Source organism: Pseudomonas sp. GD03944 (assembly GCF_029839275.1).
Lineage (GTDB): Bacteria > Pseudomonadota > Gammaproteobacteria > Pseudomonadales > Pseudomonadaceae > Aquipseudomonas.
Genome location: NZ_JAOCAH010000012.1, coordinates 73914 through 87780, shown reverse-complemented (window position 1 = coordinate 87780; position 13867 = coordinate 73914). Strand labels below are relative to the sequence as shown.

The following is a 13867-nucleotide window of genomic DNA, read 5'->3' as shown; positions in this document are numbered from 1 at the left end:
CAAGGAGCGTTGGTTATGCGCTCCGGTCCACCCTACGTGGAATTCTGTAATGACCACTCTGCGCGACAACCCCATCAGCCCCACCGTCGACTTCGACCGTGACGGCGTGCAACACGGCTTCCTCAAGCTGCCCTACTCCCGCGACGACTCGGCGTGGGGCGCGGTGATGATTCCGGTCACCGTGGTGAAGAACGGCAGCGGCCCCACCGCGCTGCTCACCGGCGGCAACCACGGCGACGAATATGAAGGCCCGCTGGCCCTGAGCAAACTGGCCCAACGCCTGACGGCGAGCGACGTACAGGGGCGGGTGATCATCATCCCCTTCATGAACACCCCGGCGGTGCATGCCGGCAGCCGCACCTCGCCCATCGACAAGGGCAACCTCAACCGCAGCTTCCCCGGCAAGCCGGACGGCACGGTGACGCAGAAGATCGCCGACTACTTCCAGCGCACCCTGTTGCCCATGGCCGACGTGGTGCTGGACATCCATTCCGGCGGCAAGACCCTGGACTTCCTGCCCTTCGCCGCCTGCCACGTGCTGGACGACAAGCACCAGGATACCCAGTGCGAGGCGGGCATGCGGGCCTTTGCCGCGCCCTACTGCATGCGCATGCTGGAGCTGGACGCGGTGGGCATGTACGACACCGCCGCCGAGGAACAGGGCAAGGTGTTCGTCACCACCGAACTGGGCGGCGGCGGCAGCAGCACGGCGAAAAGCCTGGCGATCGCCGAGCGAGGCGTGCGCAACCTGCTGATCCACTTTGGCCTGCTGAGCGGTGAGATCGACGCCGGCGAGTCGGTGATGCTCGACATGCCCGACGGCGACTGCTTCGTCGCCAGCGAGGAAGACGGCCTGCTGGAGATGTGCCGCGACTTGGGCGAGCGGGTTGAAAAGGGTGAGGTGATCGCCCGGGTACACAGCGCACAGCGCACCGGTGCGGCGCCCAGCGAGTACCGCGCCAAGCGCGACGGCATCCTGGCTGCCCGGCATTTTCCCGGGCTGGTGAAATGCGGTGATACCCTCGCGGTGGTGGCCGTGGTGGTGGACTGAAAACAGTCGCGGCTAAAGCCCCTCCCACAGGGTGCACTGACTGTAGGAGGGACTGGACGGCGCCACGTTAGCCGCGACCATCGTCCCGAATGAATACAACGAGACTGCCGATGCACAAGCTCGACCGCTATGACCTGAAGATCCTGCGCATCCTGTCCGAGGATGGCCGGATCACCAAGTCGGCCCTCGCCGAGGCGATCAACCTCTCGGTGACGCCGGCCTGGGAGCGCGTGCGCAAGCTGGAGGCGGCAGGGCTGGTCAAGGGCTACCGGGCGCAGATCGACTGGGGCGCGCTGTTCAAGACCCAGCAGGTCATGGTCGAGATCACCCTGGCCCGGCATACCGCCCAGGACATGCGACGCTTCGAGGAGCGCCTGCAGCAGGCGGCGGAAGTTGCCTTCTGTTATGCCACCGGTGGCGGGGTGGATTACATGGTGATGATCCGTGCCCGAGACATCGACCATTACCAGCGCTTCATCGACCAGTTGCTGCTGGAAGACCTGGGTATCGAGCGCTACTTCACCTACATCGTCACCAAAACGGTAAAAGCTGATGTGGGTGGTCCGCCTGCCGAGCTCGAAGACCCTTCCTGACCCTCTACCACGCATGTTTCAGCCGACCTTCGTCGGCAGCGGCAGACCGTTCGAGGTCAAACCGTTCGTCGCCTATCTACCTGCATAAATGAACCCGGGCGGTTTTTCGACGGTCCGTCCCTGCGGACGAGCGGAAAGCGCGTCCTCATGTACAAGGCGTTGATTCGAAAAGGATTCACGATGGGCACGTCGTAAACCAGGGTCACTGGATTTGAACAAGTTCGTTGTTTCTCTTTGCATGGGAGGCGCTCTTTTACTCGGTATCGTTGCCGAAGCCTCCGCCACCTTCCGTATTCAGACGCTCCCGGCGGCCACGCGCGCTGCAGAGCAGCCCACCACCCGCGAGGTGCTCGACCGGGCGCTGGCGGCCCTGGGCACGCCCTACCGCTGGGGCGGTGCCAGCCTCAAGCACGGCTTCGATTGCAGCGGGCTGGTGCAGTACGCCTTCAAGCCGTTGGAAGACCTCGACCTGCCGCGCACCTCCCGCGCGTTGTCCCGGGTCGAAGCGCCGTCGGTGCGCCGCGCCGACCTGGAGCCCGGCGACCTGCTGTTCTTCAAGATCCGTAGCCGCTCGGTGGACCACGTGGCCATCTACCTGGGTGACGACCGCTTCATCCACGCCCCGCGCCGCGGCGCCAACGTGCGCATCGATCACCTGACCAACAGATACTGGAAGCGCCATTTCCAATCGGCCAAGCGGGTGGTGCCCACGGCCTAGAGTGCCCATCGCGACTTCGGTGTTCACAGAAGGCAATTTGCCCGTTGTCGTTGACAGTGTCTTCGGTGTCGGTGAAAACTACCTTGTAATACAAGGTAGTCACACCGCTGGAGGGCATATCCATGAGTGTTACCACGGTTCGGTTGCAGCCGGAGCTCGAAGAGCACCTTGGCACGACGGCCGAGAAGCTTCACAGAAGTAAAAGCTGGGTTATCAACCAGGCGCTCAAAGAATTTTTCGAACGTCAGGAACTGGAGCAGAATCGCTGGAAGGAAACCCTGCAGGCCATGGAGTCGGTGGCACAGGGCAATGTGGTGTCGGGTGAAGCCGTAAATGCCTGGCTGAAAAGCTGGGGCTCTTCCGAGGAATTGCCGCCACCCAAGTCTGGCGAATGAGACTGATCTATTCGGCAGAAGCCGTGGCGGACCTTGCCCGCCTGCGCGCTTTCATCGCGCGAAACGATCCGCGGGCAGCCTCACGCGTCGCCACGGATCTGATCGCGCGGCTCGAGCACCTTTGCCTGTTCCCAGACATGGGGCGTCCCGTTCAATCAGCACCCGATCCGGCCTCCATCCGCGACACTGTCGTCGGGAAGTACATCATTCGCTACTCGGTTCATCCCGAGACAGTCGTGATACTTCGACTGTGGCACCACTACGAAGATCGCACGCCAAGCATCTGATGCCCTCTGTTGGCCGGCATCTGATTCGATGGCGTTTTCGGACTCCGATCACGTCGTCCGGAAAACCTATCTCCTGAGTCAACAATACGCTAGACTGCGCGCCGCTCGTGGCCATGTCGGTCGCGGCAATGGGTTCCCTCACCCCATTTCACGAAAAAGGACGCAGACATGACCCTGATTCCCCCGTCGGTCAGCCGCCTGGTGCTGGCTGGACTGATCGCGTTTCACATCCTGATCATCATCGCCAGCAACTACCTGGTGCAGTTGCCGATGACGATCTTCGGCTGGCACACCACCTGGGGGGCGTTCAGCTTTCCGTTCATCTTCCTCGCCACCGACCTCACCGTGCGCCTGATCGGCAAGCACGCGGCGCGGGTGGTGATTGCCCGCGTGATGCTGCCGGCCCTGGTGGCCTCCTATGTGGTGTCGGTGCTGTTCCACGAAGGCGTGTTTGACGGCCTGGCAGCGCTGGGCGAGTTCAACCTCTTCGTGTTCCGCATCGCCCTGGCCAGCTTCCTGGCCTATGTGCTGGGCCAGTTGCTGGATATCCAGGTGTTCGATCGCCTGCGCCAGCTGCGCCAGTGGTGGATCGCGCCGGTGGCGTCCAGCGTGTTCGGCCAGGCCATGGACACCCTGGCGTTCTTCTCCATCGCCTTCTGGCAGAGCAGCGACCCGTTCATGGCGGCCAACTGGGTGGAAATCGCCGTGGTCGACTACGTGATCAAGCTGGCGGTTAGCCTGATGCTGTTCGTGCCGCTGTACGGCATGCTGCTCAGCGCCATCGTGCGGCGCCTGCCGCAGCGCCCCGCCAACGCGGTGTAAACACCGGTAGCCTGGGTTAACCAACGGCGTAACCCAGGGGCCCGGGCACCGCGCACGAAAAATCCCCTGCCCGCCCGGCGCCTTCAGAAAAAACTGAGGTGACGCCGGGGCCGCTTGGAAAAAACGCCAAGCCGTATGCCCCTAGCCTATCTCCATGCCCACCGGCCCGGAGACAGTGCCATGCCCCTCGACCATCCCCTGCTGTTCAAGTCGCTCTGCTACGTCGACGGCCACTGGGTGCACAGTGACGACGGCGCCAGCGTGGCCGTGCAGAACCCTGCCAACCAGAAGGTGATCGGCCATGTGCCGATGCTCGGTCAGGCGCAGATCGTCGCCGCGGTAGACGCTGCCCAGCGCGCCTTCACCACCTGGCGCGATGAAAGCCTGGAGACCCGCGCCGGCCTGCTGCGGCGCTGGGCCGAGCTGATCCTGCTGCACCAGGAAGACCTGGCGCGCATTCTCAGTGAGGAGCAGGGCAAGCCACTGGCCGAGGCCCGGGGCGAGATCCGCTATGCGGCGAGCTTCATTCCCTGGTTCGCCGAGGAAGCCCGGCGCCTGTATGGCCAGACCATTCCCAGCCACATTCCCGGCGCCCAGCTGGCGACCTTCAAGACGCCGGTCGGTGTCTGCGCCCTGCTCACCCCCTGGAACTTCCCCTCGGCAATGATCACCCGCAAGGCCGCTGCAGCCCTGGCCGCCGGCTGCAGCGTGGTGATCAAGCCGGCCCACGAAACGCCCTATTCCGCCTTTGCCCTGGCGCAGCTGGCCGAAGAAGCGGGCTTTCCGGCAGGCGTGTTCAATGTGGTGCTCGGTGAACCGCAGATGGCCATGGAAACCCTGGTGGGCGACGCCCGGGTGCGCGCGGTCAGCTTCACCGGCTCGACCCGGGTCGGCAAGCTGGTGCTGCAGGCCGCCGCCCGCGATGTGAAGAAGGTGGCCCTGGAGCTGGGCGGCAACGCGCCGCTGATCGTCTGTGAAGACGCCAACCTCGACCATGCGGTGCAGTTGGCGCTGGACGCCAAGTTCCAGACCTCTGGCCAGGACTGTTGCGCGGCCAACCGCATCTTGGTGCAGCGCCCGGTCTACGAGGCGTTCCTGCAGCGTTTCGCCAAGGCGGTGCGCGGGCTCAGCGTCGGCCCCGGCCTGGAGGATCGCCACGCCATCGGCCCGTTGATGCACCAGGCGGCGTTCGATGTCACGGCTGCTCGGGTGAACGATGCCATGGCCAAGGGCGCGCGCTTGCTGGCGGGTGGTGAGCCTCACGCGCTGGGCGGCTGGTTCTGGCAGCCGACGCTGCTGGCGGATGTCACGCCGCAGATGCGCATCTACCAGGAAGAGAACTTCGCGCCCATCGCCGGGGTGCTGCCCTTCGACACCCTGGACGAAGCCGTGGCCATGGCCAACGACACCGAGTACGGCCTGGCCGCCTACATTTGCAGCAACCGCCTGGATATCGTCCATCCGCTGACCCGTCGCCTGGCCCACGCCATGGTGGCGGTCAACGGCACCAAGTTCACCGGCCACCCGATCCCGTTCGGCGGGATGAAAGCCTCCGGCCTCGGCCGCGAAGGTGGCAGCGAAGGCTTCGACCCCTTCGTCGAGACCCAGTACGTCTGCCTGCATGCGCAGGGCCAGCGTTACTGACCCTTACCGGCGGCACGGGCTTTCACGGCCCGTCCTGCCCAACACCCTGACCCGATGGAGCTTGCCATGACCGATTACCAAAGCCTGTTCGAACAGGACCGCGCGCACTTCATGCACCCGTCCACCCACGCCCATGATCACGCCAGCGGCGCGCTGCCCGGCAAGATCATCACCGGGGCGTCCGGGGTGCGCATTCGCGACCACCAGGGCCGTGAGTACCTGGATGCGTTCGCCGGGCTGTATTGCGTGAACATCGGCTATGGCCGCACCGAGGTGGCCGAGGCGATCTACAAGCAGGCCAAGGAACTGGCGTACTACCACACCTACGTCGGGCACTCGACCGAGGCGATCATCGAGCTGTCCAGCCGCATCATCGACTGGGCGCCGGCCGGCATGAAAAAGGTCTATTACGGCCTGTCCGGCTCGGACGCCAACGAGACCCAGATCAAGCTGGTGCGCTACTACAACAACGTGCTCGGCCGGCCGCTGAAGAAAAAGATCATCTCGCGCCAGCGCGGTTACCACGGCTCGGGGATCATGACCGGCAGCCTCACCGGCCTGGCCAGCTTCCACCAGCACTTCGACCTGCCGGCCCCGGACATCAAGCACGCAACCTGCCCGCACCTGTACAAGGCGCCGGCGGGTCTCGACGAGGCGGCCTTCGTGCGTTACTGCGCCGAGGACCTGGAAAAGCTGATTCTCGCGGAAGGGCCGGACACCGTGGCGGCGTTCATCGGTGAGCCGGTGATGGGCACCGGCGGCATCATCGTGCCGCCGAAGGGCTACTGGCAGGCGATCCAGGCGGTGCTCGACAAGTACGACATCCTGCTGATCGCCGACGAGGTGGTATGCGCGTTCGGCCGCCTGGGCGACAAGATGGGCAGCCAGCGCTACGGCATGAAGCCGGACCTGATCACCACCGCCAAGGGCCTGACCAGCGCCTACGCGCCGCTGTCTGCGGTGATCGTAGGGGAAAAGGTATGGAACGTGATCGAAACGGCTTCCAGCCGCGACGGTGCCATGGGCCATGGCTGGACCTACTCCGGTCACCCCATTTGCGCGGCGGCGGCCCTGGCCAACCTTGACATCCTGGAGCAGGAAAACCTTACCGCCAACGCGGCGGATGTCGGTGCCTACCTCAACCAGCAGCTGCGTCAGACCTTCGAGGGCCATCCGCTGGTGGGCGAGGTGCGCGGCGACGGCATGCTCGCGGCACTGGAGTTCATGGCCGACAAGGAGGCACGTACGCCCTTCGACCCGGCCCTGAAGGTGGGCCCCAAGGTGTCGGCAGCCTGCCTGGAGCGCGGCATGATCGCCCGGGCCATGCCCCACGGCGACATCCTCGGCTTCGCTCCGCCGCTGGTGCTGACCCGCGCCGAGGCCGACGAAATCGTCGGGATCGCCAAGGCGGCGGTGGATGCGGTGGCCAGTCAGGTGCTTTGAAGCACTTATCCCGTAGGGTGGATGACGCTCTTTTCATCCACCACAAGGGGCGTGGCGATAGCGGGATAAGCCCCCGGGTATCGCTTCGCTCAACCCAGGCGACGTTCGGAGCCGGCCTTCATGGCCGGCTTCGTGTTCAGCGCGGCTGGACGGCCACCACCGGCAACGCCTGCAGGCGTGACAGGTGCAGCGCCACGGCCAGGGCGACCAGCAGCAGGGAGCCGATGAACAGGCCGATGCCGTCCCAGCCCGCCGATTGCCAGAACACCCCGCCCAGGGTGCCGGCGACGCTGGAACCCACGTAGTAGCAGAACAGGTACAGCGACGAGGCCTGGCCCTTCGCCTGAGTCGCACGCCGGCCGATCCAACTGCTGGCCACCGAGTGGGCGCCGAAGAAGCCGAAGGTGAACAGCAGCATGCCGACCAGCACCACCGGCAGGTTGTCCGGCACCGTCAGGGCCAGGCCGCCGAGCATCAGGCCGATCACCGCCCACAACACTTTGCGCCTTCCGAGTTTGTCGGCCAGGGCGCCGATCTGCGCCGAACTGTAGATGCCCGACAGATACACCACCGACAGCAGGCCGATACTGGTCTGGTCGAGGCGGAACGGCGATTCGATCAGGCGGTAGCCGATGTAGTTGAACAGGGTCACGAAGCTGCCCATCAGCAGGAAGCCCAGCAGGAACAGCCACGGCAGGCCGGCATCGCGGAACTGCAGGGTATAGCCTTGCAGCAGGCTGCGCGGGCGCAGCGAGCGCGAGCGGAAATTGCGCGACTCGGGCAGCAGGCGCCAGAACAGCAGCCCGGCCAGCACGCCCAGGCCCCCCAGGGTGCCGAGCACCGCGTGCCAGGACATGTAGTCGACCAGTACGCCGCTGAGCAGGCGGCCGCTCATGCCGCCAATGGCGTTGCCGCCGATGTACACGCCCATGGCCAGGCCGAGGTGCAACGGGTCGATTTCCTCGCTCAGGTAACTCATGGCCACTGCCGCCAGGCCGCTCAGGGCCAGGCCAACCAGGGCACGCATCACCAGCACCCCTTCCCAGGTCGGCATCAGCGCGCTGCCCACGGTGAACAGCGCGGCGGCGATCAGCGAGACCACCATCACAGGCTTGCGCCCGAGTGCGTCGGACAGCGGGCCGGTGATCAGCAGGCCGAACGCCATCGTGATGGTGGAAATGGACAGGATCAGGCTGCTTTCTGCGGCGCTCAGGTCGAACTGCAGCGAGAGCATCGGCATCATCGGTTGCACGCAGTAGAGCAGGGCAAAGGTGGCGAAGCCGCCGGAGCACATGGCGAGAATCGTGCGCAGGAAGGCGCGGGTGCCTTTCTGGATATAGACCGGTTCTGCCACGGCGCTGTTGGGGGCAGGCTCCTCGTCGGCGGGCACGCACTCGTTGGGCGCGTGGGGGATGGGCTGGCTCATGGTGACCTCGTGAACGTGCATTTCTTCAGGCAACAAACGGCCGTCATGCACAGGCGAGCTGGCACGTGGGGCGCGTTGTTGTGATTGGAATGGTCACAAGGATAAATAGGACGGTAAGTTTCATCCAATATAATATTCGACCTGAACGATAGGTTTAACGACTCATGGAGAAGGCATGGAACTGCGTCATCTGCGGTATTTCGTGGCGGTTGCCGAAGAGCTGCACTTCGGCCGCGCGGCCGAGCTGCTGGGTATTTCCCAGCCGCCCTTGAGCCAGCAGATCCAGGCCCTGGAGCAGGAGCTGGGGGTTCGCCTGTTCGAGCGCAGCAACCGGCATGTCGCGCTCACCGATGCCGGCCGCCTGTTTCTTGAGGAGACCCGGCAGACCCTGGCCCAGGTCAGCCACTCGGTGGATGTGGTACGGCGTGCCGAGCAGGGCGAGATCGGCGAATTGCAGATCGGTTTCACCGCCTCGGCGCCCTTCGTCTCGATCATTCCCCGGGCGGTGTTCGCCTTCCGCCAGGCCTTCCCGGCGGTGCACCTCAACCTGCAGGAAATGACCAGCAGCGAGGTCAGCCAGGCGCTGATGGAGCGCAAGCTGCAGATCGGCATGATCCGCCCCCTGGAATTGCCGGCCGAGCTGGATGCGGTGGAGTTGCTGCGCGAGCCGCTGATGGCGCTGCTGCACGCCGACCACCCGCTGGCCGGCGACGAGGACCGCGGCCTGGCGCTGGCGGAGCTGGCGGACGAGCCGTTCGTGTTCTTCCCGCGCAGCTACGGCACCGGCCTGTACGGGCAGTTGCTCGGCCTGGCGCGCCAGGCGGGCTTCAGCCCACGGGTGACCCAGGAGGCGCACGAGGCGCTGACCATCATCGGCCTGGTGGCGGCGGGCCTCGGGGTGTCGGTGCTGCCGTCGTCGTTCCGGCGGGTGCGCATCGATGGCGTGGTGTTCCGCACCCTGCTCGACGCCGACGCCACCACCGCGGTGTGGCTGGTCAAACGCCGCCAGGAACGTTCGCCCCTGGCCCAGGCCTTCATCGACCTGCTGACCCGGGAAGTGCAGGCGATGAAGTAGCACGTAGCCTGGGTCGAGCGAAGCGACACCCGGGAAGGGTTGTCCCGGGTATCGCCGGGCTCAACCCAGGCTACGGAGGGGAGAGGATGTAGGCTTTAGCGCGGCCCCGGGTGGATGAAAAGAGCGTCATCCACCCTACGGCGTGGTGGTGTGTTCGGGCTCAGGCGCTTGTGTTGTTGTCCAGCATGTAGCCTGGGTCGAGCGAAGCGATACCCGGGAAGGGTTGTCCCGGGTATCGCCAGGCTCAACCCAGGCTACGGAGGGGAGAGGATGATGGCTTTGGCGCGGCCCCTGGTGGATGAAAAGAGCTACGGGCAGGTGCTGTGTTCGGGCTCAGGCGCTGGCGTTCTTGTCCAGCTTGCGCAGGAACACGGTCATTTCCTTTTCCGCCTGTTTATCGCCCTTGGCCTGGGCGGCGGTCAGGCCGCTCTGCCAGGCGTGGCGGGCGCCTTTGGTGTCGCCGGCGGCCTGCAGGGCCTTGCCGAGCAGCTTCCAGGCGGCGGAGTAGGCCGGGTCGAAGGTGACGCAGTGTTGCAGGTGGTCGGCGGCGCGGGCAGCGTCGCCCGCGTCCAGGTATCCCTTGCCCAGGCCGAAGCGCAGCAGCGCGTTGTCCATGCCTTTGGCCAGCATCTTCTCCAGGGCTTCGGTGCTCATCCGGCGTCTCCGTTGTGGGCGGCGTCAGGCCTGCAGCCAGGGGTCAGAAGAAGGTCAGGCCGACCTGGAACAGGCGCTCGACATCGCGGATGTGCTTCTTGTCGACCAGGAACAGGATCACGTGGTCGCCGGATTCGATCACCGTAGCGTCGTGGGCGATCAGCACTTCCTCGTCGCGGATGATCGCGCCGATGGTGGTGCCCGGCGGCAGCGAGACATCCTTGATCGCCTTGCCCACCACCTTGCTCGAACGGGAATCGCCATGGGCGATGGCCTCGATGGCTTCGGCGGCGCCGCGGCGCAGGGAGTGCACGCTTTCGATGTCGCCCCGGCGCACGTGGGTCAGCAGGCTGCCGATGGTGGCCAGCTGCGGGCTGATGGCGATGTCGATCTCGCCGCCCTGGATCAGGTCGACGTAGGCCGGGTTGTTGATCAGGGTCATCACCTTGCGCGCGCCCAGGCGCTTGGCCAGCAGCGAGGACATGATGTTGGCCTCGTCGTCGTTGGTCAGGGCGAGGAAGATGTCGGCGTCCTTGATGTTCTCCTCCACCAGCAGGTCGCGGTCGGAGGAACTGCCCTGCAGCACGATGGTGCTTTCCAGGTTCTCCGAGAGGTAGCGGCAGCGGGCCGGGTTCATCTCGATGATCTTCACCTGGTAGCGGCTCTCGATGGCCTCGGCCAGGCGTTCGCCAATGTGGCCACCGCCGGCGATGACCACGCGCTTGTAGCTGTCTTCGAGGCGGCGCATTTCGCTCATCACCGCCCGGATGTCGCCCTTGGCGGCAATGAAGAACACCTCGTCGTCGGCTTCGATCACGGTATCGCCCTGGGGCATGATCGCCCGGTCGCGGCGGAAGATCGCGGCGACCCGGGTGTCGACGTTGGGCATGTGGGCGCGCAGCTGGCGCAGTTGCTGGCCCACCAGAGGGCCGCCGTAGTAGGCCTTGACCGCGACCAGCTGGGCCTTGCCCTCGGCGAAGTCGATGACCTGCAGGGCGCCGGGGTATTCGATCAGGCGGCGGATGTAGTTGGTGACCACCTGCTCGGGGCTGATCAGCACGTCGACCGGAATGGCTTCGTTGTCGAACAGCGCTTCGCGGGTCAGGTAGGCCGCCTCGCGCACCCGGGCGATGCGCGTCGGGGTGTGGAACAGGGTGTAGGCCACCTGGCAGGCAACCATGTTCACTTCGTCGCTGTTGGTCACCGCCACCAGCATGTCGGCGTCATCGGCACCGGCCTGGCGCAACACCGTGGGGAACGAGCCCTTGCCCTGCACGGTACGGATGTCCAGGCGATCACTCAGCTCGCGCAGGCGGTCACCGTCGGTGTCGACCACCGTGATGTCGTTGGCCTCGCTGGCCAGGTGTTCGGCCAACGTGCCGCCGACCTGGCCGGCACCGAGAATGATGATCTTCATGCAGTCCGTTCCTCAGCCACGGGTGGCGGCGATTTTGATCAGCTTGGCATAGTAAAAGCCATCGTGGCCGTCCACCTGCGCGAGCAACTGGCGGCCATGGGGCTGGGGCAGGCCGAAGGGGCCGGCGATCGCCAGCTCCCGGGCGCCCGGCGTGCGGGCCAGGAAGGCCTCGATCACTTCGGTGTTCTCGGTGGGCAGCGTCGAACAGGTGGCGTACACCAGCATGCCGCCCACGGCCAGGGTCGGCCACAGCGCGTCGAGCATCTCGCCCTGCAGCTGGGCCAGGGCGGTAATGTCCTCGGGCTGGCGGGTCAGCTTGATATCCGGATGACGGCGGATCACCCCGGTGGCCGAGCACGGCGCATCGAGCAGGATGCGCTGGAAAGCCTGGCCGTCCCACCACTCGTCCACGGCCCGGGCGTCGGCGGCGATCAGCTCGGCGTCCATGTTCAGGCGCTGCAGGTTGTCGCGGACGCGCAGCAGGCGTTTTTCTTCCAGGTCCACGGCGACCACATGGGCCAGGGCAGGCTCGGCTTCGAGCAGGTGGCAGGTCTTGCCGCCGGGGGCGCAGCAGGCGTCCAGCACGCGCTGCCCGGGAGCCAGCTCGAGCAGGTCGGCGGCCAGCTGCGCGGCTTCGTCCTGCACGCTGACGCGCCCTTCGGCGAAGCCCGGCAGGGTGGTGACGTCGCAGGCTTCGAGCAGGCGAATGCCGTCGCGGCTGAATGGGCAGGCTTCGGCGTCGAAACCGACGCGGCGCAGTTCGTCCAGGTAGGCATCGCGGCTGCCATGGCGACGATTGACCCGCAGGATCAGCGGCGGGTGCGCGTTGTTGGCCGTGCAGATGGCCTGCCAGTGCTCCGGCCAATGCGCCTTCAGCGCCTTCTGCAACCAGCGCGGGTGGGCGGTGTGCAGCACCGGGTCGCGGTCGAGGCTGGCGATGATCGTCTCGCCGTCGCGCTGGGCGTTGCGCAGCACGGCGTTGAGCAGGCCCTTGGCCGACGACTTCTTCAGCTTGTCGGCGCAGCCGACGGTCTCGCCAATCGCCGCGTGTGCCGGAATACGGGTGTAGAACAGCTGGTACAGGCCGATCAGCAGCAGTGCTTCGATGTCGCGGTCGGTCAGGGGCTTCTGCAGCAGTTTGTCGGCCAGCAGGGCCAGGCGTGGTTGCCAGCGCGCGGTACCGAACGCCAGGTCCTGGGCCAGGGCGCGATCGCGGGCATCGACCTTGTCCAGCAGCGGCGGCAGGCTGCTGCCCAGCGACGCCTTGCCGGCGAGCACGGCGGCCAGCGCCTTGGCGGCGGCGAGACGCGGGTTCACTGGCCCAGCACCAGGCCGGTGGCGAACTGCTCGCGGCGGCTGTTGTACAGGTCGCTGAAGTTCAGGGCCTTGCCGCCGGGCAGCTGCAGGCGGGTCAGGCGCAATGCACCTTCGCCGCAGGCCACGGTAAGGCCGGTCTTGTCGGCGGCGAGCACGGTGCCCGGCGTGCCCCGGCCTTCGCCCAGCGTGGCGGCATGCACCTTGAGGGCTTCGCCGCTCAGGGTGCTGTGGCAGATCGGCCAGGGGTGGAAGGCGCGAACCAGGCGCTCCAGCTCCGCGGCCGGGCGAGTCCAGTCGAGACGGGCTTCGTCCTTGTTCAGCTTGTGCGCGTAGGTGGCGAGGGCATCGTCCTGCACCTCGCCCACCAGGGTCCCGGCGGCCAGGCCGGCGATCGCCTCGATCACCGCTTGGGGGCCGAGACCGGCCAGGCGATCGTGCAGGCTGCCGCCGGTGTCGTCCGCGCTGATCGGGGTGCTGACCTTGAGCAGCATCGGCCCGGTGTCCAGGCCGGCTTCCATCTGCATCACGGTCACGCCGCTCTCGGCATCGCCGGCTTCCACCGCGCGCTGGATCGGCGCCGCACCGCGCCAGCGCGGCAGCAGCGAAGCATGACTGTTGATGCAGCCCAGGCGCGGGGTGTCGAGCACCACCTGCGGCAGGATCAGGCCGTAGGCCACCACCACCATGAGGTCCGGTGCGAGCGCCGCCAGCTCGGCCTGGGCCTCCGGGTCGCGCAGGGTCTGCGGCTGGTACACGGCGATGCCGTGCTCCAGGGCGAGCTGCTTCACCGGGCTGGGCGTGAGCTTCTGTCCACGACCGGCCGGGCGATCCGGCTGGCTGTACACGGCGATGATCTGGTGGGGCGTGTCGAGCAGGGCCTTGAGGTGCTCGGCGGCGAACTCGGGGGTGCCGGCGAAGACGATGCGCAGTGCTTCGGTCATGGGGACTCGCTAAAGAAAAAGGCTTGCCTTCAGGCTAAGTGAGAACTGCTGCGCTCGGTTATGCCGCGTCAAAAACAGGCTCAG

The 13867-nt window shown here is 66.2% G+C and carries 14 protein-coding genes; 9 read left to right on the top strand and 5 right to left on the bottom strand.

What is annotated here, in order from left to right; translation table 11 throughout:
* Window positions 1-49 precede the first annotated feature (49 nt).
* The 8 genes from doeB to N5C28_RS18155 all read left to right on the top strand — a co-directional run bounded on the left by doeB (window position 50) and on the right by N5C28_RS18155 (window position 6953).
* Complete coding sequence (gene doeB / locus N5C28_RS18190; RefSeq protein ID WP_279824522.1) at window positions 50-1051, top strand: N(2)-acetyl-L-2,4-diaminobutanoate deacetylase DoeB; 1002 nt, start codon at window positions 50-52, stop codon at window positions 1049-1051.
* Between the two features lie 110 nt (window positions 1052-1161).
* Window positions 1162-1644: an Lrp/AsnC family transcriptional regulator gene (locus tag N5C28_RS18185; protein WP_279824521.1), complete on the top strand. Its 483-nt coding sequence runs from the start codon at window positions 1162-1164 to the stop codon at window positions 1642-1644.
* 238 nt (window positions 1645-1882) lie between these two features.
* The gene (locus N5C28_RS18180) at window positions 1883-2362 is read left to right on the top strand and encodes a C40 family peptidase (protein WP_279824520.1); all 480 of its coding nucleotides are present in this window, start codon (window positions 1883-1885) and stop codon (window positions 2360-2362) included.
* A gap of 122 nt (window positions 2363-2484) precedes the next feature.
* A complete protein-coding gene (locus N5C28_RS18175; protein WP_279824519.1) occupies window positions 2485-2757 on the top strand; it encodes a transcriptional regulator in 273 nt (90 codons plus the stop codon).
* Window positions 2754-3044, top strand: coding sequence for a type II toxin-antitoxin system RelE/ParE family toxin (locus tag N5C28_RS18170; RefSeq protein ID WP_279824518.1), 291 nt, complete (start codon window positions 2754-2756; stop codon window positions 3042-3044). The genes N5C28_RS18175 and N5C28_RS18170 overlap by 4 nt, the downstream gene beginning before the upstream one ends.
* Before the next feature lie 168 nt (window positions 3045-3212).
* Complete coding sequence (locus tag N5C28_RS18165) at window positions 3213-3866, top strand: 7-cyano-7-deazaguanine/7-aminomethyl-7-deazaguanine transporter (RefSeq protein WP_279824517.1); 654 nt, start codon at window positions 3213-3215, stop codon at window positions 3864-3866.
* Between the two features lie 180 nt (window positions 3867-4046).
* Window positions 4047-5510, top strand: a complete 1464-nt coding sequence (locus tag N5C28_RS18160; RefSeq protein WP_279824516.1) for an NAD-dependent succinate-semialdehyde dehydrogenase — start codon at window positions 4047-4049, stop codon at window positions 5508-5510.
* Window positions 5511-5576: 66 nt separating this feature from the next.
* Window positions 5577-6953 (top strand): aspartate aminotransferase family protein, encoded by a 1377-nt coding sequence (locus tag N5C28_RS18155; protein WP_279824515.1) that lies wholly within the window; start codon window positions 5577-5579, stop codon window positions 6951-6953.
* Between the two features lie 136 nt (window positions 6954-7089).
* Here N5C28_RS18155 and N5C28_RS18150 read toward each other — a convergent pair whose 3' ends face one another.
* The gene (locus tag N5C28_RS18150; RefSeq protein ID WP_279824602.1) at window positions 7090-8247 is read right to left on the bottom strand and encodes an MFS transporter; all 1158 of its coding nucleotides are present in this window, start codon (window positions 8245-8247) and stop codon (window positions 7090-7092) included.
* A 307-nt stretch (window positions 8248-8554) separates the two neighbouring features.
* Here N5C28_RS18150 and N5C28_RS18145 point away from each other — a divergent pair, with 307 nt between their 5' ends.
* The gene (locus N5C28_RS18145) at window positions 8555-9454 is read left to right on the top strand and encodes a LysR family transcriptional regulator (RefSeq protein ID WP_279824514.1); all 900 of its coding nucleotides are present in this window, start codon (window positions 8555-8557) and stop codon (window positions 9452-9454) included.
* Window positions 9455-9787: 333 nt separating this feature from the next.
* On the opposite strand, the gene N5C28_RS18140 is transcribed toward N5C28_RS18145, so the two are convergent.
* From N5C28_RS18140 to fmt, 4 genes are read right to left on the bottom strand one after another with little or no spacing between them, the layout of a single operon-like run.
* Complete coding sequence (locus N5C28_RS18140; RefSeq protein ID WP_279824513.1) at window positions 9788-10108, bottom strand: tetratricopeptide repeat protein; 321 nt, start codon at window positions 10106-10108, stop codon at window positions 9788-9790.
* A 43-nt stretch (window positions 10109-10151) separates the two neighbouring features.
* On the bottom strand, window positions 10152-11525 hold the full coding sequence (gene trkA / locus N5C28_RS18135; RefSeq protein ID WP_279824512.1) for a Trk system potassium transporter TrkA: 1374 nt from the start codon (window positions 11523-11525) through the stop codon (window positions 10152-10154).
* A gap of 12 nt (window positions 11526-11537) precedes the next feature.
* Window positions 11538-12842 (bottom strand): 16S rRNA (cytosine(967)-C(5))-methyltransferase RsmB, encoded by a 1305-nt coding sequence (gene rsmB, locus N5C28_RS18130; protein WP_279824511.1) that lies wholly within the window; start codon window positions 12840-12842, stop codon window positions 11538-11540.
* Window positions 12839-13783 carry a methionyl-tRNA formyltransferase gene (gene fmt / locus N5C28_RS18125; RefSeq protein ID WP_279824510.1) on the bottom strand — a complete coding sequence of 315 codons (945 nt, stop codon included), beginning with the start codon at window positions 13781-13783 and terminating at the stop codon, window positions 12839-12841. Before fmt ends, rsmB begins: the two co-directional genes overlap by 4 nt.
* Window positions 13784-13867 lie beyond the last annotated feature (84 nt).